We start from the raw sequence: 19,944 nt of genomic DNA on the forward strand, positions 1-19,944 counted from the left end.
GTTGCTTGCTGCTTCTGGCAAATGATAGAAACATTTTTACAACTTCACTTATAGTTTCGCTAGTTTAAGTACTGTACCTTGCATCTGCCACCTGCATGATATTTTGAGCAGAAAATCTCTATTGAAGAATGCCTCTCCAGACTAGAGTTTTATCAGATGCAATTGAGCTTTTTCACTTACTTTATCAGTTGATAACAATTTTGCAACTATAAGCATTTTTTGATACATACTATTGTGTCCTGACCATCTTCCTTATGGAATATTTATTTATCTTTATTTTAAATTCATAAAACTACATGATCCCCAGATTATTGATGAAGATTACGTAAATATACCGTAAAATATAAAGTTTTTAATGAAGGTAAGTTTATATTTTGAGTGAAACTCAGTGATTTTACCCTTGTTGCTAGGCATTCGGCTAGAAAACGTACCATGTATCAAACACAATTAGAAAGCGTCTTGCAAGGTACTACTTATAAAGATTGGGAATTTGAACTTATGCCCCATCCCTCAGTTCAATCAAAGTTCAAGCGTTTTTTGGATATTTTAGGGAGCTTGGTGGGGTTTTTGATTTTAGCGATCGCCTTCGTACCAATTGCGATCGCCATCAAGTTGGATAGTCCCGGCCCGATCTTTTTCTCTCAGGAACGCTACGGCCTCCGGGGTCGTCCCTTCCACATTTGGAAGTTTCGCTCAATGGTGAATGATGCGGAGAGATTAAAAACCTTAGTAGATAACGAAGCAGACGGACTTATCTTTAAAAATAAAAACGATTTTCGTGTAACTAGAGTGGGGCGCTTTTTGCGTAGCACCAGCTTAGACGAACTACCTCAATTCTGGAACGTCCTTATGGGTGACATGAGTTTAGTTGGAACACGTCCACCCACTGGTGATGAAGTAGCCAAGTATAACGATCACCACTGGCAACGTTTAAATGTCAAGCCTGGTTTAACCGGTGAATGGCAAGTTAACGGGCGTTCTCATGTAAAGGACTTTGAACAAATAGTAGATTTAGATTTGCAGTATCAAAACAATTGGCATCCGTTATATGATTTGCTACTGATTGGCAAAACAATTTACGTCATTGTTGGTAGAGTTGGAGCTTTTTAAATCAGCAGGTCATCGAACTCACACTAAAATTAACCAACTTACTTTTTTCCAGAACTAATTAGACAAATACTAATACAGCCCGATTATTGGCTATATAATAAGCGATCGCTCTTTGACCCACAACTCCAGAAGCGCGATCGCTTGTTTATTTAGGCTAATAAAAATTGGTAGTAACTAATACCAATTTATAAAATGATGGCGACAGATGGAGACAGGAAACCAAGTCGTTGTCTATCCAAAATCTAAAATCCAAAATCCAAAATGCTATAAGCGTTGATCAAGTTACCGCACAATACAATGCCGATCGCCACAATAGCGAAGCCTAAAAAACGGATAATTGTAGGTATATGAGCGAAAATTGTTTCTCTGCTGATATTTTTACCAATTTCTCTAGTGCTACTAGCAACTGTATACTGAGTTAAAGCCATGCCTAAGGCATAGGCAAGGAGTGATATAGGCTCTACTCCATTTATTGCTTGGCTGGCAATGTAACCTTGAAATAAGCCAGCGATCGCACCTAATATTCCTACAACCACCCAGTTAACCTGATAGCGCATGACTAACATAGCACCAAAGGCAATACAAAAAATGGCGATTGCTATCTCTGCACCTGGTAAGCTGAACTGTAATAAATGTGTGCTTAAACCTAAGATGGTTGCTAATACAAAAGAGATAGTAATGATTGCACCATGAAGCATACCAGTAGAGATCAAGCCAATACCCAAGATATTAACTAAACTATCTAAGTGCAGTACCGGATCAGCAACACCCCATAACAAGCCATCCCAGGCATTAGAGATAGTATGGTGAAGTGACAATCCACTCAAAGAGCTTAAAAGACTAATTAATACAAGAGATGCGATCGCTCCTACATGACGATACTGTAACTTCCCGACAGCAACAGACTGAGAAATAGTAAACATGATTATGCACGATTAGTTTTTGTGGTAATTTATACTACCCTAGTAGATAGAAAAACTAACGTCGCAAGTAAATCTGCATGATGCTAATTATTTGAAGTTATGTAAAACATCTGTTCTAGAAGATGTCATTTGTATGGGGAGTTGAATGATAAATTCAGTTCCTTTGAATGGTGATGAAATGCACTCTATCTTACCACTGTGCTTGTCGATAATTTGGTGGCTAATTGACATCCCTAAACCTGTACCGGAAGCAATAGGTTTAGTTGTAAAGAACGGATCAAAAACTTTTTGCATGACTTCTTGTGTCATCCCATCACCATTGTCAGTAATTCTTACCATTACTTGCTCGCCATTTAAAACTTCAGTGTAAATATGAATTTTTGGTCTAGCTAAAACTTCAAAGTCTTGCAGTTTTGACTTTTGACCCTTAACTAAGGACTCCTCTAACGCATCGATAGCATTAGTTAATATATTCATAAATACTTGGTTGAGTTGTCTAGGATAGCAATTAATTTTCGGCAAGTTGCCATATTCCTTAATTACTTCAATTTCTGGATATTTACCTTGACCTTTTAAGCGATTTTGTAATAGTAAGAGTATACAATCAATCCCTTGGTGAATATCTACTTGTTTGATTTCGGCTTCATCTAAGCGGGAAAATTTCCGTAAAGATAAAATTAACTCACGAATGCGTTCTGCTCCAAGTTTCATCGAAGATAACATTTTTTGTAAATCTTCTTGAACAAAATCAATATCAACTTCTTGAATATAACTTTGAATAGCTGATGGTGGTTGGGGATATTGTTCTTTGTACAGAGAAAGTAAGACTAATAAATTTTGGAAATATTCCTTAGCAAAATGAATGTTGCCATAAATAAAGTTAATTGGGTTATTAATTTCGTAGGCAATAGCAGAAACTAATTGCCCCATAGAAGAGATTCTTTCAGTTTGAATTAATTGCGCTTGTGTATTTTCCAGTTTTTTTAAAGCTGTTGTGAGTTGAGTGTTAGTAGCCTCCAATTGAGCAGGACTCGGCAAAGCTAGTGCTTGAGGAATTATCGGCACTAACACACTAGCGGTATACACTGAAATCAAAGCAGTAATAGCTTTGAGACTTCCAGATAACCAGTAAGTTGGATGCCAAAGTGTCCAAATTTCCATTAAATGGGTTGTACCACAGGAGACAATGAAGGCTCCAAATAATAGCAGTATGCCTTTGAAAGGTAAATCATCTCGCTTTTGAACAAAATAGACCAGACTAATGGGTATTGAATAATAAGCAAGAGCAATTAAAGAGTCTGATATGATGTTTAACCACACCAACCCAGGCTTCCAAAGATAACAATGTCCATGAGGGATAAAGAAGCCATCTCCCAGGAATTGATGTATTAATTCCATCATAAATTTCTTGCAGTATGAATATTGCCGAGTCTGTATACAGGATAAATTATATTCACACAATCACAAGATGCCCAGATGAAAAATACTAACGTAGTAATTCTTCTACTTGATGCTGGCTCCACAGGTTTCTGTAAAGACCATCTCGCTGCACCAATTCCAAGTGATTACCTACCTGAACAATTTTGCCTTTGTCCATCACAAAAATTCTGTCAGCCGCCGCCGCCGCCGAAAGTTGATGAGTGATAAAAATTACTGTTTTGCGTACAGTACCAGTAGAAAGGTTGTTGAGAATTTGGGTAGCTGTTTGATTATCCACACTAGAGAGGGCATCATCTAAAATTAAGACTGGAGCATTAACCAACATGGCTCTAGCTAAGGCAGTGCGTTGCCTTTGACCACCAGAAAGGGTGATACCACGCTCACCAACAAGAGTTTCATACTGTTGAGGAAAATTAATAATTTCGGGATGAATCTGAGCTAGTTTAGCAACGTACTCTACATTTTCTGGTGGGCTAACTGGATCACCGTAGCGAATGTTATTTTTAATTGTGGTACTAAACAAGAAACTATCTTGAGGAACGTAGGCGATCGCATGACGTAAATCTGCCAAAGCGATCTTAGTAATATCCAGCCCATCCAAAAATAACTGTTCTGGTTCAATTTCCAGCAATCTTGGTAAGGCATTGGCTAAAGTGGACTTACCAGAACCAATTGCTCCCACAATCGCCACTGTTTCCCCAGAGGTAATGGTAAAGTTAACCTTGTCTAATGCTGGAGTAGTAGCACCCGGATAGATATAACTGAGATTTTTGGCAGTTAATTCTCCTTTTACCTCAGCTAATGGTAGGTGGATTGCTTCGTCGGCATCTTGAATTTTAGCTTTGACACTGAGAATAGATTCCAAACGATCCACACTCACCTCACCTCGTTGGTAAGCAGAAATCGTAAAACCCAACAGCGCTGTAGGAAAAACTAGACGTTCTATGTAGATGAGAAGCGCCAAAAAATCACCAATAGCCAAAGTTCCCGCCGCAATTTGTGATGTTCCCAACCAAATAATCACCAGTGAACTCAGACTAGCTAGACCCCCAATCATAGGAAACAAAATATTTCTACTTTTGGCTAGTTCCAAGTTAGCCCCTAATAATTTTTGATTTTGTTGGGCGAAAGCGCGACGCTCGTTTTCTTCTTGGGCGTAAATTTTAATTAAAGCAATGCCACTAATATCTTCTTGAATTAGTTCACTAATGTCAGAGAGTTGTTCTTGAACTATCCCCTGTTGGCGACGTAACCGATTGCTAAATAAATTTACTAAAACAAACATGAAGGGATACACTGCCAAAGCTGCTAGTGTCAAATCCACACTAATTGTCAGCATGACGGGTAGGGTGAGAGCATAGGCAAATAGGGTATTTGCCAAACTCAAGACCGCAAAACCTAGCAATCGTCTGACATTCTCTACATCACTGGTAGCCCTGCTAATTAAATCCCCAATTGTATTGTTAGCAAAATAAGCAGGCTCTAACTTTAGTAAATGTGTAAAAATGCGTTGTTTGAGGTCAAATTCTACCTGTCTTCCCACTCCAAATAACCAAATCCGCGAAGCCATGCGGATAAGCAGCATAGCTGAACTCAGCAAAATGATAATTATTACATAACGTAATATTTGATTCCAGCTAAAGTTGGTAGAAAGTAGGTCAACACAAGCCCGAATCAACCAAGGAATATAAACACCCAGCCCATTGACAGACAACAAAGCCAGGATGCCCAATGTCGCCTCCCGCCAATGGGGACGCATATAAGCAGCAAGTTTAGCAATTCGTTGAGATTGTGCCATGAAATGGGGGTTAGGGACTGGGGATTAGGGATGGGGGATTAGGGAATAGTAAGTGCTGAGTTATGAGTGCTGAGTCAGAATTTCTTCACCTCTGCTCCCTTGCTTCTCTGCTTGTTTCTAGTCCCTAGTCCCTATGCTCTTGTTCAAGATACTTATTTTACCCTTATGTCTGGCGACCACGTAAGAAAAAGTAAACTTGATTGAGGTAACTTTCCCAGACTTGTGTTGTCAGTTGCAGGGTTGCGGCACTGGGTACAAAGTCCTCGATACGTAGTCCTCGCTCCTGAATCTGTTGAGGATTTTGTAACAGATAGGGGGGAATTTTGCTATTCAAAGGATTGAAAGCTAAGGTTACTTGTCCTAGTTCTGGGCTGGGTAAAATCGTGTCTCCCAGGATATCGGCCGTTGGCGTTAGGTGAGTTGCTTGTCCTAATGCTACTAATGTTTCCGATGGGGAAGCAGACAATAGCTGATAGGTGGGAACAACGGCTCCGGTTGCCAATGGCGCTCTAATTAAGAAGTAGGCGATCGCTGGTGTACTCGACAAAAGTAAAATTGTCAATGCCCAGCCCGCTAGATATCCTCCTGGTTGATCTATGCCACCGCCTTTAATTTTTTGAGCTGCAAACATCAATAGCAAAACTGATGCTCCCAAAGGTTTGAGTGGAAAAGATATTAACCTCCACAAAGACGCTACAGCTGGTTCGTTGGGATTAACGAACGACAAAGCTATGACTACCAACACAATGACTAAGACTAATCTACCGACAAAAGTGCCTTTAGGATAAAATCTCTGAAACAGTGAGAATACGATAGTACCAATCAGTAACCACAGCAGTACCCGGCTTAACAGTAAAAACATAGATTTATTCTCAAATCTCCTTTTGCAGTGAGCCTAGAGGTTTTGCGAAGTGGATTTATTTTAGCGTCAACTGTAATTGCAGTATTTGACATAAAATACTCAACCCTCACACAAAAGACCACCGTCGTAGTGATTTTAGTGCAATTTTTCCACACTGCGCCTAATATTTATAATTTTCGAGATTAGTAATGTGACCACCATTAAACTAAATTAATTCAGTAGTTGTCACTCAAAAGGAAAAACTATGTCGCCTGGAAAACCGAGCATTTTGGTAACGGGGGGAGCAGGATATATCGGTTCGCACACCGTACTAGCTCTCAAGCAAGCAGGTTATGACGTGGTAATACTAGATAACTTGGTCTATGGACATCGTGATCTAGTAGAAAAGGTTTTGCAAGTAGAACTTGTGGTGGGTGATACAGGCGATCGCCCTTTGTTGGATGAATTATTCAAATCCCGCAATTTTGACGCAGTGATGCACTTTTCTGCCTATGCCTATGTAGGCGAATCGGTGAGCGATCCTGCTAAATACTACCGCAATAACGTTTTAGGTACATTGACCCTATTGGAAGCGATGCTGGCTGCTTCTATTCATAAATTTGTCTTCTCCTCCACTTGTGCTACCTATGGAGTCCCGACAGTTGTACCAATTCCTGAAGATCATCCCCAAAACCCCATTAATCCTTATGGGGCTACTAAGCTCATGGTAGAGAGGATTTTGGCAGATTTTGATGTGGCTTACGGTTTGAAATCAGTACGTTTCCGTTATTTTAATGCGGCTGGTGCCAATCCCGATGGTTTGCTAGGTGAGGATCACAACCCCGAAACTCATCTCATCCCCTTAGTACTCCTCACAGCCTTGGGTAAACGCAAATCTATCTCAATTTTCGGCACTGATTATCCTACACCCGACGGCACTTGTATTCGAGATTATATTCACGTCAACGACTTAGCCGATGCCCATGTTTTGGGATTGGAGTATTTATTAAAAGGTGAGGATAGCGAAGTTTTCAATTTAGGTAATGGCCAAGGCTTCTCAGTTAGAGAAGTCATTGCAGCTGCCGAACAAGTAACAGGATTGCCCATAGCCATCGAAGAATGCGATCGCCGCCCCGGAGATCCCCCAAGTCTCATTGGTAGTGGCGAGAAAGCCAGAAAAATCCTCGGCTGGCAACCCCAATACTCATCCATTAAAGATATTGTTGCTCATGCCTGGCAATGGCATCAGCAGCGCCATCAATAGAGTTGGGGAACAATTTCTCACTCAGCACGAAATGTGACTCTCTGTGTTAGGAGAGTGTAAGGGTATGGGGGTGTAAGGGTTTTTAACACCTACACCCGTATACCCCAAGCAGTTTTCAATCCAAAATCTAAAATAGACATCGTCAAAGATTGTCCATAGCTCCCAACATTTGTAAAATTTTGGCGGCGTTGTCCAAATCACCCACCATCCGCCGAATTGGCAAAGGCCAAACTTTAACTAAAGTCGGAGTTGCGGAAACCTGATCAATTTCTGCCTGTTCAGGATTAGTCAAGACATCAATCACCTTCATGGTGTAAGGATATCCCAGCGATCGCTCCAATAGTTCATGCAGATTTTTCAATATCCGTTCAGTGTTAGCACTGTGTCCCACCACAAATAAACGCAGAACATAAGTTTTGAGTGGCGCTTTTTGTACTGTGATAGCTGGTGGATAATACTTAGGAGCCTGTTCAGACAAGTCTAAGTTTACTATTAAGTCATGGTCTTCCCAGAGTTGGGGAAACGAAGAATGATAAGTTGCTAAGACCATGCGATCGCACAAACCCTCTTGCCAAGGAGCAGGTTGCCAAACTAAATTACCTGTGTTAAAAATAGCGTTCAGAACTGCTTGATGTTTAAGTACTGCGGGAGAAGCTTCCGCAAAAGTTTTTACCTGTTGAGACTGAGGATCTAACCAATGGTCAACCGTTGCTGTGTAGCAAGGAGCTAAAAAGTGAGGCGGTTCAGGTAAGTCTAAAATTTCCTGCAATGCAGCACATAAATGGGAATGCCATCGACCCTGCTTATGAGGGTCGATGCAGTAAATTAAATCGCCTCCCGGTGTAAACAGGGCAATACCCTTATATAACCGAGGTATAGGTAAGTTATCTGGAGTCGATTTAGTCACAAGATCCCAAAACTGAACAGTAATTAAGTAAAAGGTTTACACAAGTGTCATAGATTTTTCGCTAGGGCTGTCAATAGTGCAAAGTCCACAATCCTTCACTAATGACTATTGACCACTCTCACTTATGTTTGAGTTTACCAGTTGCGTAATTCCTAACCTTTTACCTTTTACTGTATCTAAACCCGTCCTCGGAGAAACTGAGCCATTTCGTTAGGAGTTGGTGACATTTCCAAAGCGGTTTCTTCAGTAATGCGACCTTCTTGATAGAGATTGAGCAAAGACTGATTCATGGTAATCATCCCATCAAAACTAGCTTGCTTCATCAGTTCGCTAATTTCATCATACTTACCATCTTTAATCCATTCCTTGATTGCTTCAGTATTGATCAGAATATCGTGGAAAGCTGCCCGCTTACCATCAGTGGTCCGACACAAGCCTTGAGCAATTACAGCCACCAAAGACTCAGCTATCGCTATTCGCATAGCATCCTGTTCTTCACCTGAATACAAATTGAGAATCCGTTCAATAGTTTTCACCGCACTATTGGTGTGCAGAGTTCCCATGACCAAGTGACCAGTTTGAGCCGCTTTTAGTGCAGTGTTAACCGTTTCTTTATCCCGCATTTCCCCCACCAGAATCAAGTCTGGGTCTTCCCGCAAAGCCGCTTTTAAAGCATTATCAAATTTGCGGGTATGCATTCCCACTTCCCGTTGCTTAATCAGTGACTTGCGACTTTGGTGAACAAATTCCACCGGGTCTTCAATGGTGATAATGTGCTTAGGCATCTCTCGATTGATGTAATCAATCATCGCCGCCATCGTCGTTGATTTACCAGAACCAGTAGGGCCTGTCACCAAAATTAAACCCTTGTGAGTGTGGCAAACATCCCGAAATACGGGGGGTAGTCTCAATTGATCAATAGATAAGATTTTCAGTGGAATCAACCGCAGCACCATCGAATAGCCTTTGAGAGAGTCAAAGACATTAATCCGTACACGGGCAAATTCATACTGAGTTGCACCATCAAATTCTAAATGTTCGTGAAATCGTTGAATTTCCGTCTCTGTCATGATTTCCCGCAACCAACCCATAAAAGTCGGTTTGTCTGTTTCGGGATAATCAGTTGGGTTAATTTCACCTCGGTTACGGAATCGAGGTATTTCACCAACCCCTAAGTGAATATCAGAATAGCCATTATCAAAAGCTTCTTTAATAATCTGCGCCAAAGTTAAAGGCGAATCGCTAGCTGGGGTTGAGATTGGTGGTGGTGTCCCAGGACGATGAGCAGCACTAGGTGGTGGAGGTGGTGTAGGTTGATGAGCGCTCCTATTCACTGACGACATATCCAACGTTTGTGTATGTTGGCGTTGGGTGATTACCGATGGTGGCGGCGGAGGTGGTACTGGTGGGATATTCCGCGAAGCCACAGGATGAGAAGTTGATGGGGGTTGAGATTCCGTCATATATCTTTATAATTTTGGAGTTATTAACTGGAAACAGCAAACAAATCTCTCAAGGGTTCTGATAGCCCTAAAAAACGGCATCACAGATGTCTGTTTACTGAAAACTTCTAAGTAACATTTCATGACAATACTTTTTTATTTTTGTATTTTTTTTAACCATGAAATAAAAAAGAAAATCTCCCTCTATATAAACTGGTTTAACCTAAGCATTTCAATAATCACATCAGTAGAAATATTTAGGTTTATTAGTATTACGGAATACAAAAAACTTTCACGAAATAGGTTGAATCAGCATAAATGAGAAAGTTATGGCTAACTCAGCCGTAACTGGCTAGTAATTAATAGCAAAATCATCTGTAGATAATTTGTTTAGCCGCACTACAGAATTATGAGAGACAAAGCCATTTTACATAAGAAATGTTAAGCAAAATCTAAGCCAAGAGTTTGCAGTGAACTTTTTGAGTCACGGCTTTTGTGTTCTACTCCTCAAGACAGATACCGAAAGCTAGATTAATCCTGAAATGTAAATCCGGCTTTACATTCATCATTCAAAAAAATTAATTGTAAAGTTTAATAAATAAATGCTCATTTTCCTAGATGAGTTTTATATACTGAAACTTCATTAAAGTATTCAGTTTGTTTCATAAAAGCGAAATAATACTGAATTGAAAATTTGCTGTGTATTTTAGGAGGAAAAGTCATGGTTTCGGCTCAGAAATCTAATTTCGGAAAGACCTACTCCTTGTTGGTTATCAAAAGCTTTTTGATATGGACTTTTACATTGGCAGTGTGCTTGTTGGTTGTGGGTTTTCCGTTAGTGGTGTTGATGGCTACGGTCGGATGTTTGTTGTCGATTGTGTTGCAATCTGTAATGCCTGTTAGTGCGGTTTTATTCGTAGCAGGCAGCTTGATTATGTTTAATGTCATGGCAGTTTTGATTGCTGCTGGTGTATTGACCTTCAAAGGTGTACACCCCACAGACATGAAATGGTTAAGCTGGTTGCACGGAGAAGAAGAGCAAATGCAAAGTAGCATCTACGCTTCTTGCCCTCTGACCTGCGATGTCAAGCTATAATTCTAACCACAAATTCGACAAACAGTACATCTGCCCGGTCAAGCCGGGTTTTTTCATGTTTAAATTAGGAGAAATATTGACTGTTGACTAATGATCAATGACCAATGACTTTAAAAGACTTGCACCTTTTATTCAAGAATATATTTATCATCATCAGTGGACTGAATTAAGACCAGTTCAAACAGCCGCTTGTGAAGTGGTGTTTGACACCAATGCTCATCTATTAATTGCCGCCACTACTGCTGCGGGAAAAACAGAAGCAGCATTTTTACCTGTTTTAACTCAGTTATATAACAATCCATCAACCACTATTGGTGCATTATATATAGGCCCTATTAAAGCCTTAATTAATGACCAATTTGCACGGCTCAACGATTTATTAAAATCAGCGAACATTCCTGTTTACCATTGGCATGGTGATGTCGCCCAAAGTCGGAAAAATAAACTTTTACAAAATCCTCAAGGCATTCTGCAAATTACACCAGAATCTTTAGAAAGTTTATTAGTCAATAAACATAAAGAAATATTACGTTTATTTGGCGATTTAAGGTTTGTGATTATTGATGAAATTCATGCCTTTATGGGTTCTGAACGCGGTTGTCAGATTATTTGCCAATTACAACGTTTAGCAAACCTCACCAAAAACCAACCCCGCCGTATTGGTTTATCTGCAACTTTAGGTGATTATTCAATAGCGGAAGAGTGGCTGCGTTCGGGAACTGATAAACAAGTGATTACACCAAAGGTAGAGGCCACAAAACGCCAAATCAAATTGGCGTTAGAACACTTTTATATTGCGAATGATGTCGATGAATCAGCAGCGACAGCTTACGAACAATATATTTTTAATCTGAGTCAATCTCGTAAATGTTTAATCTTTGCAAACAATCGTACACAAACTGAATCAATAATTGCTTCTTTGCGACAAATTGCTGCCCAACAAGGACAACCAGATATATATCATGTACATCATGGGAGTATATCAGCCAGCTTACGACAAGTGGCAGAAAATGCCATGCGCGAACCCCATAATCCGGCGGTAACTGCGGCTACTCTTACTTTAGAGTTAGGTATAGATATTGGTCATTTGGAACGCGTCATTCAATTAGAATCACCTCTGTCTGTAGCAAGTTTTTTACAACGCTTGGGACGTGCGGGTAGAAGAGGCGAAGCTGCTGATATGCGCTTTGTTTGCGCTGAAGATGAAATCTCACCAGAAGCATATTTACCAGAGCAAATTCCTTGGCAGCTTTTACAATGTATAGCAATTATTCAACTTTATTTGGAAGAACGTTGGATTGAAACGATTAAGCCAATTAAATATCCTTTGAGTTTGTTATATCACCAGACAATGAGTATTTTAGTAGCAGTGCAAGAAATTTCTCCTGCTGCTTTAGCTAGACAAGTTTTGAGTTTACCTCCCTTTGCTGCTATTTCTCAGGAAGATTTTAAGTTAATGTTGCGCTATTTAATTGATATTGGTCATATTCAGCATACTGAGCAAAATAAATTAATTCTGGGTTTGGCAGGGGAAAGAATAGTAGGTAAATTTCAGTTTTATGCGGTCTTTGCAGATACTAAAGAATATACTGTTAAGCAAGGTACAAAAGAAATTGGTAGTATCGTTACCCCACCCGTTGTTGGTAAACAATTCACTTTAGCAGGGGTAACATGGGAAGTTATAGAAATTGACTTTAAAAAAAGAGTAGTGATAGTTAAGCAAGTAGAAGGTAAAGCTACTAGTTATTGGAGAGGTGGTAGCGGTACGGTTCATACTAAGGTTTTGCAAAGGATGCGTCGGGTTTTACTGGAAGATACAGAATATAGCTATTTGCAAAAAAATGCTCTCCGACGTTTACAAAAAGTTCGGAAATTAGTACGAGATGCTGGATTAGATGAGCAGCCTATTTTGCAATTAGAACAAGGTAGATGCTGTATCTTTCCTTGGATGGGTACTGTGGCTTACCGCACTTTAGAAAGGTTACTCAATACTTTGTGTCGAGAATCGTTGGAAATTAGTAGTATTGGTGGAGTCAATCCCTATTATTTCACAATGAAGTTAGGGAAAGGTAAATTTAAATATCTTCAGCAAACAATTGTTTCTTTGTGTGAGCAGAGAATTATGAGCGAAGATTTGGTAAGTTCTGCGGAAGCGCCAGAAATGCAAAAATATGATGAGTTTATTCCTCATCCGCTTTTACGGAAAGCTTTTGCTGATGATTATTTAGATATGGATGAACTCAGGGAGATAGTGAGGCAGTGGTGAAAAAGCATGGGAGCAGGAGAGCAGGGAGTATTTACTCATTACTCATTACTCATTACTCACTACTCACTACTCATTACTCATTACTCATTACTCATTACTCATTACTCATTACTCACTACTCATTACTCATTACTTATTACTGATTATAGGCTATGGACAAAATAAAGTATCGCGGGTGTCGCGTCCTGTGGTGGGATTAGTACCTTTGGCAACTTTACATAATTTTTTCTGCTCGTCTGGACGTAAGAGTACATCGGTGAAGTCTGCTCCTTCAATTATTGCTCCGTCAAATTTGGTGCTAGCAGCAAAGGCTCCTTCCAACACTGCATTTGTTAAGTTGGCTCTGATGAGACGAGCAGAGTCCAAAGTTGCATTTGAGAGGTTTGTTCCCTCTAAATTTGCTGACTCTAAGTTGGCGGCAAAAAAACTGACACCACTTAGATTAGATTTACTAAAGTTACTCTGACGCAAGTTAGCTTTTGTAAAACTAGAGTCTGTTAAATCACGTCCTGAGAAGTCGGCTTCAATTAAAATTTCTTTGTTGTAATCAAGTGCTAAAGCTGGGGGGGTGAAACCGGCAATTGTGATTATGCCGAGTATTCCCCAAAATAATAAGCTAAGTGTACAGAGGCAAAGTTGTTGATATTTTTTACGCTCTAGCCCGAATAGAGTTATGGTTAAGTCTGACAGAGAAACCAGTGTGCGATCGCTTAATTTCTTTAATTTCAATTTCATGCTACTTTTACCCAATGGCGAACCCTCCTCCATCACATTATCCTGATCTTGTTTGTTAACGCAAAGGGACACAAGGCTAACGCAGAGGTACGCTGAGTTTATACCTGCAAGCTTTTAGCTGAAACAGCAAGGTCGGAAAACTGTCGTCAACTCACGCGCAATTCATCTGGCTGATAGAGCTAATCGACAAGGGAACTTAATTATCAGTAACATCTCTCAAACTTGAGATTTTAATGCTACACCTGAAGCAGTCCAGGTCAAATCGGTAGATTTCTATGCCATTAGTATAAAAACCTATGGCGAAGAATCAATGGGTAATCAATGATTTCTCATAACTGAAAAATGCCTGATGGCTGAATACATAAGGGAAGACAATAATGAGTAACAACATTCAGGGGATTCAGCAATTATTTGGTGCTAGTTTGTTCACTGCTATAACTTTAGTCACAACTAGTAGTGTTGCGGCTCAAGTGCAGATGGCAAAGCTGAATAATTGGCGCTTCTACCCAGACACAAAAAAGCTGGAAATTACTCTTTCATCTGGTAAAACACCACAATACTTTTACTTAAGTGAACCTCCAAGGCTGGTTGTAGATATTCCCGATACCAAGTTAGGTAATATTTCCACCCAGCAAAATTATACTGGGTCTGTTCAAAGAGTCCGCGTCTCCCAATTAAACGCTAATGTTACTCGCATTGTCTTAGATTTAGCCCCAGATTCGGCAGTAGACGCTAACAAAGTACAATTACAACCTATTTCTAAACAAAACCCCACTCGCTGGGTTTTACGTCCTGCAATTGTGAAAGCCGCTACAAAACCAAGCAACGTGCAGGGAATATCTCCGGTGAGAACGCGATCGCCAAATAACCAACTCCCAACAACGCCCAACTATATACAATTACCTAATACTCTATCTCCCATAACTGGTCTTCAACAGCAGCCTTTTGTCAGTGTACCTCCCCTCAATTCTCCTAATCCGACTCCAATATCAAATTCTCCCAAGCAACCCAGTAATTTTAACAACGCTACTTCTTCTACCCCCCCAATTCCGACTCTACCCAACTATCCAGTAATTGAGTTTGGTCAACCTCTACCTAAATAGGGAGCAGGGGGAAAACTAATGATTAATGACTAATGACTAATTACCGTTGAGCAACCCGCATTAATAACAAGATTCCTGTTCCTAGACCAATAAAGTTTGGTAGCCATGCTCCGATGAAGGGGGAAAAAATCCCAGCCTGTCCTAAAGCGCCAGTAACAAAGCCTAGTAAGTAGTATGAGAAAATCACTATGACACTAATACCAAAACTGGTGCCTTTGCCTGTGCGTTGGGGTATGGTTCCCATAGCTGCGCCTACCAAACCGAATACTACACAGACAAAAGGCAACGCAAATTTTTGTTGAATCCTCACTTCGAGTTTACGAATTTTTTGGCGATCGCCACCAAGACGTTCAATATTTAGCTGTTCTAAAGCTTGGGAAATATTCATTTCTCCGTAGTCGCGGCTTTGTTCTACCAAGCTTAAAGGTGTACGGGGTAGTTTTAGCTGTTGCTGTTCAAAACGCAAAATATTACGATAAGAGCGATCGGGAGCTACTAAATAGATTGTGCCGTTATAAAAATCCCAGATGCTTTGAGCGCCATTCCACTCGGCAGATTCTGCCACCACAATTTGATTTAAACCTTCTGTAGAACGATCTATAATTGTTAACCCTTGCATCCGCTTTCCATCAAACTGGTCAGCGTAAAACAGACGTGCTAGTATTCTGTTCTTGCTACCATCTGGTTGTTGAATATCCCGATATTCAGGGTAAAAAATATTTTGTTGCTGAAGCATAGGTTTGTCTGATTTCAGCGCTTTGTCTAAAGTCAGAGTTGCTTGGTAGTTTGCTGCTGGAGCAATTTCTTCGTTAAATAGGAATGTCATTCCTGTAACGACAAAACTCAACATCACCGCAGTCATTACCATGCGATAGACACTGACTCCACAACCACGTAAAGCAATCAGTTCACTTTCGCTAGATAGACGACTGTAAGTCATCAAAGTCGCCAATAGCGTAGACATGGGGAAGGCTAACACAATAAAATTAGGCAGCTTTAATAAAAAAACCTGCACTGCAATACTAATGGGTAGTCCAGATTCTACAACTCTTCTGACTAGCTCAAATACAGCATCAATCGTCACGCCAATTGATGAAAAAGCCCCAACACCAAATAAAAATGTTGGCAGCAGTTCGCTAGTCAGGTAGCGATCCATGATTGTAAAAGGCAGCAGCGAATTGAGGCTATAAAAAGACGGGAATTTCTTAGCTACCATAGATTTAATTAGTCATTAGTCAACAGTCAAATAGTCATTAGTCAACGGTCAATCGGCAAAAGTCCTCCGTTAAACTTGAAAATTATCACCCAAGTAATACTGGCGTACAAGAGGATTATTATAAAGTTCGTCAGCATTGCCGTAAGCCAGTATTTGACCTTCACGCAAGATATAGGCGCGGTCAGTAATGGCTAGAGTTTCTCGAACATTGTGGTCTGTAATTAAGATACCCATGCCGCGATCGCGCAGTTGTGCGACAATTTGTTGAATCTCAAATACAGCGATCGGGTCAACACCAGCAAATGGTTCATCCAAAAACAAGAATTTTGGCCCTTCTCGCCCAGCCGCCAAAGCCCTCGCTAATTCTGTCCGTCGTCTTTCTCCCCCAGAAAGTTGAATTCCTTTACTTCTAGCGACCTTTTCTAAGCGGAACTCCCGCAGTAAAGTGTTGAGTCGCTTTGACCACTCCCAGCGTGGCACATTGGTTTGCTCAAACACCAAAAGAATATTATCTTGTACTGAAAGTTGGCGAAAAATACTGGCTTCCTGTGCTAAATAACCAATGCCTAACCTTGCCCTTTTGTGCATTGGTAAACCAGTAATATCTAAACTATCTAGCCAGACTCGTCCCTGATTCGGTTTTTCTAAACCTGTAGCAATGTAGAATGTCGTCGTTTTACCAGCCCCATTGGGGCCTAGTAAACCAACGATTTCACCCTGTGCTACGGAAAGATTAACGCGATTCACAATTACTCGCTTGCCGTAAGACTTGTGAATATTTTCTAAAACAATTTTCACTATGCCTGTGCTGTCTTGTTGGTTGATGCTAATTAGAACGCCGTAATGCCGGTGTTGTCGGAGCAGGTGTATTAGATTGACCACCTTGCTCTGAGTCTTCCACCATATAAATGGATTCTACCTGACGATTGGATTGGGGTAAGGCAACAAATCGTCCTTCATCAATCAAATATGTTACCCTCTCAGCGCGCATACTGTTACCGCCTTGCTGCAAAATGTAGACATTGCCACTGAAATCAATCCGGCGTTCCTTGCTGAAGTATTGCGCTTGAGCAGAGGTTGCCTGAATTTGACGAGCAGGATACAACATCTGCACATTACCACGAGCAGTGATCACCTGATTTTTGGCATCATATTCTTGAATATCAGAGCGAATGGTAAGCGGGCGATTTCCCCCCGGTGTTTGTGCTGTCACGCTTGACAATTGGTTGGGCAAGGCTACACTACCCAAAAAAGCCACAGGTAGTAGCAAAGCTAATCCCAGGCGGCGCATTGTTGATAGAGGCAATTTATAGCAAGGCATCATAGTAAGTTAATATTGGGGATTGTTGCTTGTATACTAATTATCTCAAGTACTTTCTCCAAAAATATAATCTCCTATGGGGAGTAACATGAGATAATCGCTGGCTGAAATCTTGACGCTTCGCTAAAGTTTAAAGTTTCGTCAATAGTCATTAGTCCTTGGTTATTTTCCTCTTGCTTCCCTGGTTTTTCCGTTAGTCTACATAAAAAACTAGGGAACAAGAAGAAGTTTCTCATTCCCCAAAGCCTTACGCCTGATAAATTGAGTCAAGCTAATTAACTAATCATTTGTCACCACAATTGTTGGTAAGGACAGGATAGGATGTTCGCTGGGGTTGCTGGCGTTTATCTTGTCTGCTCCAAGTTCTTGTAGTACTTTTAACAAACCTACGCTCTGGTTTAGTAATTCATCTACATCAATATTGCCGTAAATTGAAGGGTAACGTCGTAGGCGATTGCTGCCTTCCCCTAGTAAAATTACTGCTCCTCGCCAGTTACGATTACCCAAATGATAAAGACCTACGGCAATTTGTAAAATCCCTTGATAAAAGGTTTTTTCTGGTTCGCTAGCTTCAATCCATAAAGCTTCTAGGGTGTCATGACAGGCGTAGAACTGTCCAGCGTTAAATTGCTCTACACCTTGCCAAAACTCTGCGGGCATGGTTTCACTCATCCCATACTGTCTCGTACTTCTTTAATCGTTTCTAAAGAAATGTCTTGGCTTTCTCCTGCAAATTCATTCTCCTGTGTAAGAAACAGCATACAATGGCACTCTTTACGTTCTCTCATTGGCACGCAAGGACAGTTCCAGTATGTAGCTTTTACTTCAGCTTCTTTATCTTCGTAATGACGACAAGGACACAAAGGCGCACCTAATTCATCCTTATGTTTGGCTAATCCTTCTATGACGACTGCGGTAACAGATGGTTCAGAACAGAAGTAAGTCCCAGTACGTTTAGCATATTGTTCTGAAAAATGGCGCATTGCCTCTAGACTTTTATCGCTGGATTTTGTGTTAGCTTCTGATGAAATCATGGGGATCGGCGGTTCATTATTTAAATATTTCTTTGCATTGTACCTCAGCCTCACTAGGGTATTGCTAGGGAGTTTTCCCCAAGTTTAGTTTTGAGATATTCATTCTAGTTTCTCAAACATGGGTATTGCTAAAATGGATGGGATCAAAGAAAAGTTAGGCATCAAAGATATTTAAATTGTCAGCATTCATTGAAATTTTGAATAGTTGAAATACAATTTCATAATGAATGCAAGGGTCGTTGTAACTGAAGTTGCAATGGTTTTTCTTGCTCTAGGATGATGCCTGGGTAATCTTGGTTAATTATTACTTGTTCTTTTAACGATGATACGTCCTGCCATAAGACCCAACGACTACCTTGAGGCAGAGTAGAAAGGCTGAGAGAGTTTTGTGTCAACCAAATCCAAGGAGAGTTTTGCGGTTCTGGATTGGTAGGTTCTTCTAAGAATTTAGTTGCTGCTAGTGTTTCCAAAACGACGCGATCGCCTTTCACTAACCCTGTTGATGCAGTCCATATCTGCACTTGTAACTGTTGATGTTGTGCATAAAAGTACAATGACGCTGCGGCAATTACGGCTTGTTCAAAATTTTCTGTTTCCCAATTGTTACCACTATCAAGGGCGATAATAATCTCCTGTCCACTCGTCACCATTTCTAACTCCCGTACCCGTAATTCACCATAACGGGCGCTAGTCCGCCAGTGAATCAAACGGGTGGGGTCGCCAACACGATAGGGACGGAGCGATCGCACCAATCCAGATGTGGCTGTCTGCAATGGTTTACCGCGATATTCGCTCCTTTGACTCTCTTCTTGTCCCAATTCATCGACTAAGGGGCAAGCCGCTAAAGGTAATACGGTCGGATAAACAATGGCTGAGGCATCACACTGACGCTGGCGACGACACCAAAACAATCCTAAAGGCGCACCCGTACCCAATTCCACAGTATGCCAGCGATAGATGCCCCGGCGCTGGGTAGGTTGGTAATGTACCCAACGGTAACTATCTTGACTAGCAATTGTTTCCACCCCTTGTTTTATGGGTTTACCTAAAACAAAAGGTAATATATCCTCAACTTGCAATAAACTAACAGCCCGCTTTGTCTGGTTGTGAATTTCTAATTCTAAAATTAAGTCGTCCCCGGCTGATACAGGTTGGATGGGACGACGAGTCACGGATAGACCTGTGAGCGATCGCGGTGGCAAAAATGCAGCTATACCCAATAGGGCAAAACTCACACCGCTAATGGCATACAACCAGCCAGCCATTGTATTAACCGCCGCACCAAAAAAACAAACAGCAACTCCCACTAGTACCCAGCCGGTGTATGCAGGGGCGCTAGCGCGGATTTCTAACCAGTTAGTGATGGGTTTAATGATTTTCATGTTTCTTTTTTAACCCAACACTGATGGAAATTCACACTATAACGATAGGAAAGTACAGGTGCGATC

Annotated in this window: 18 protein-coding genes; 5 read left to right on the forward strand and 13 right to left on the reverse strand. The window is 40.8% G+C overall.

Going from position 1 to position 19,944, the window contains the following annotated elements:
- Positions 1-432: 432 nt before the first annotated feature.
- Positions 433-1,110 (forward strand): sugar transferase, encoded by a 678-nt coding sequence (locus H6G18_RS01735; RefSeq protein WP_190405351.1) that lies wholly within the window; start codon positions 433-435, stop codon positions 1,108-1,110.
- A gap of 242 nt (positions 1,111-1,352) precedes the next feature.
- Here H6G18_RS01735 and H6G18_RS01740 read toward each other — a convergent pair whose 3' ends face one another.
- The 4 genes from H6G18_RS01740 to H6G18_RS01755 all read right to left on the reverse strand — a co-directional run bounded on the left by H6G18_RS01740 (position 1,353) and on the right by H6G18_RS01755 (position 6,133).
- The gene (locus tag H6G18_RS01740; protein ID WP_190405352.1) at positions 1,353-2,033 is read right to left on the reverse strand and encodes a HupE/UreJ family protein; all 681 of its coding nucleotides are present in this window, start codon (positions 2,031-2,033) and stop codon (positions 1,353-1,355) included.
- 87 nt (positions 2,034-2,120) lie between these two features.
- Positions 2,121-3,434, reverse strand: a complete 1,314-nt coding sequence (locus H6G18_RS01745; protein WP_190405353.1) for a sensor histidine kinase — start codon at positions 3,432-3,434, stop codon at positions 2,121-2,123.
- An 85-nt stretch (positions 3,435-3,519) separates the two neighbouring features.
- Positions 3,520-5,271 (reverse strand): ABC transporter ATP-binding protein, encoded by a 1,752-nt coding sequence (locus H6G18_RS01750; protein WP_190405354.1) that lies wholly within the window; start codon positions 5,269-5,271, stop codon positions 3,520-3,522.
- A 163-nt stretch (positions 5,272-5,434) separates the two neighbouring features.
- Positions 5,435-6,133 (reverse strand): hypothetical protein, encoded by a 699-nt coding sequence (locus H6G18_RS01755; RefSeq protein WP_190405355.1) that lies wholly within the window; start codon positions 6,131-6,133, stop codon positions 5,435-5,437.
- Positions 6,134-6,377: 244 nt separating this feature from the next.
- Between H6G18_RS01755 and galE the strand changes: the two genes are divergently transcribed.
- The gene (gene galE, locus H6G18_RS01760; protein WP_190405356.1) at positions 6,378-7,376 is read left to right on the forward strand and encodes a UDP-glucose 4-epimerase GalE; all 999 of its coding nucleotides are present in this window, start codon (positions 6,378-6,380) and stop codon (positions 7,374-7,376) included.
- Between the two features lie 142 nt (positions 7,377-7,518).
- Here galE and H6G18_RS01765 read toward each other — a convergent pair whose 3' ends face one another.
- Together H6G18_RS01765 and H6G18_RS01770 are read right to left on the reverse strand one after the other, a co-directional pair.
- Positions 7,519-8,283, reverse strand: a complete 765-nt coding sequence (locus tag H6G18_RS01765) for a circadian clock KaiB family protein (RefSeq protein WP_190405357.1) — start codon at positions 8,281-8,283, stop codon at positions 7,519-7,521.
- A 176-nt stretch (positions 8,284-8,459) separates the two neighbouring features.
- Positions 8,460-9,746 (reverse strand): type IV pilus twitching motility protein PilT, encoded by a 1,287-nt coding sequence (locus H6G18_RS01770; protein ID WP_190405358.1) that lies wholly within the window; start codon positions 9,744-9,746, stop codon positions 8,460-8,462.
- A gap of 700 nt (positions 9,747-10,446) precedes the next feature.
- Between H6G18_RS01770 and H6G18_RS01775 the strand changes: the two genes are divergently transcribed.
- Both H6G18_RS01775 and H6G18_RS01780 read left to right on the forward strand, forming a co-directional pair.
- Positions 10,447-10,821, forward strand: coding sequence for a hypothetical protein (locus tag H6G18_RS01775; protein WP_190405359.1), 375 nt, complete (start codon positions 10,447-10,449; stop codon positions 10,819-10,821).
- 97 nt (positions 10,822-10,918) lie between these two features.
- Positions 10,919-13,087, forward strand: coding sequence for a DEAD/DEAH box helicase (locus tag H6G18_RS01780; RefSeq protein ID WP_190405360.1), 2,169 nt, complete (start codon positions 10,919-10,921; stop codon positions 13,085-13,087).
- A 150-nt stretch (positions 13,088-13,237) separates the two neighbouring features.
- Here the strand turns inward: H6G18_RS01780 and H6G18_RS01785 are convergent, their stop codons facing one another.
- A complete protein-coding gene (locus tag H6G18_RS01785) occupies positions 13,238-13,822 on the reverse strand; it encodes a pentapeptide repeat-containing protein (RefSeq protein ID WP_190405361.1) in 585 nt (194 codons plus the stop codon).
- A gap of 377 nt (positions 13,823-14,199) precedes the next feature.
- On the opposite strand from H6G18_RS01785, the gene H6G18_RS01790 reads away from it, so the two are divergent.
- Complete coding sequence (locus H6G18_RS01790) at positions 14,200-14,925, forward strand: AMIN domain-containing protein (protein ID WP_190405362.1); 726 nt, start codon at positions 14,200-14,202, stop codon at positions 14,923-14,925.
- A 40-nt stretch (positions 14,926-14,965) separates the two neighbouring features.
- Here H6G18_RS01790 and H6G18_RS01795 read toward each other — a convergent pair whose 3' ends face one another.
- From H6G18_RS01795 to H6G18_RS01820, 6 genes are all read right to left on the reverse strand, one after another.
- A complete protein-coding gene (locus tag H6G18_RS01795; protein WP_190405463.1) occupies positions 14,966-16,081 on the reverse strand; it encodes an LptF/LptG family permease in 1,116 nt (371 codons plus the stop codon).
- A 129-nt stretch (positions 16,082-16,210) separates the two neighbouring features.
- Complete coding sequence (gene lptB, locus H6G18_RS01800) at positions 16,211-16,939, reverse strand: LPS export ABC transporter ATP-binding protein (RefSeq protein ID WP_190405363.1); 729 nt, start codon at positions 16,937-16,939, stop codon at positions 16,211-16,213.
- A gap of 28 nt (positions 16,940-16,967) precedes the next feature.
- On the reverse strand, positions 16,968-17,465 hold the full coding sequence (locus tag H6G18_RS01805; RefSeq protein ID WP_190405364.1) for an LptA/OstA family protein: 498 nt from the start codon (positions 17,463-17,465) through the stop codon (positions 16,968-16,970).
- 276 nt (positions 17,466-17,741) lie between these two features.
- Positions 17,742-18,134, reverse strand: a complete 393-nt coding sequence (locus H6G18_RS01810; RefSeq protein ID WP_190405365.1) for a DUF309 domain-containing protein — start codon at positions 18,132-18,134, stop codon at positions 17,742-17,744.
- Positions 18,131-18,496, reverse strand: a complete 366-nt coding sequence (locus H6G18_RS01815; RefSeq protein WP_190405366.1) for a ferredoxin thioredoxin reductase catalytic beta subunit — start codon at positions 18,494-18,496, stop codon at positions 18,131-18,133. Before H6G18_RS01815 ends, H6G18_RS01810 begins: the two co-directional genes overlap by 4 nt.
- Before the next feature lie 218 nt (positions 18,497-18,714).
- On the reverse strand, positions 18,715-19,878 hold the full coding sequence (locus H6G18_RS01820; protein ID WP_190405367.1) for a DUF58 domain-containing protein: 1,164 nt from the start codon (positions 19,876-19,878) through the stop codon (positions 18,715-18,717).
- Between the last annotated feature and the right edge of the window lie 66 nt (positions 19,879-19,944).

The organism is Anabaena subtropica FACHB-260 (assembly GCF_014697105.1).
GTDB classification, from domain to species: Bacteria; Cyanobacteriota; Cyanobacteriia; order Cyanobacteriales; family Nostocaceae; genus Trichormus; species Trichormus subtropicus.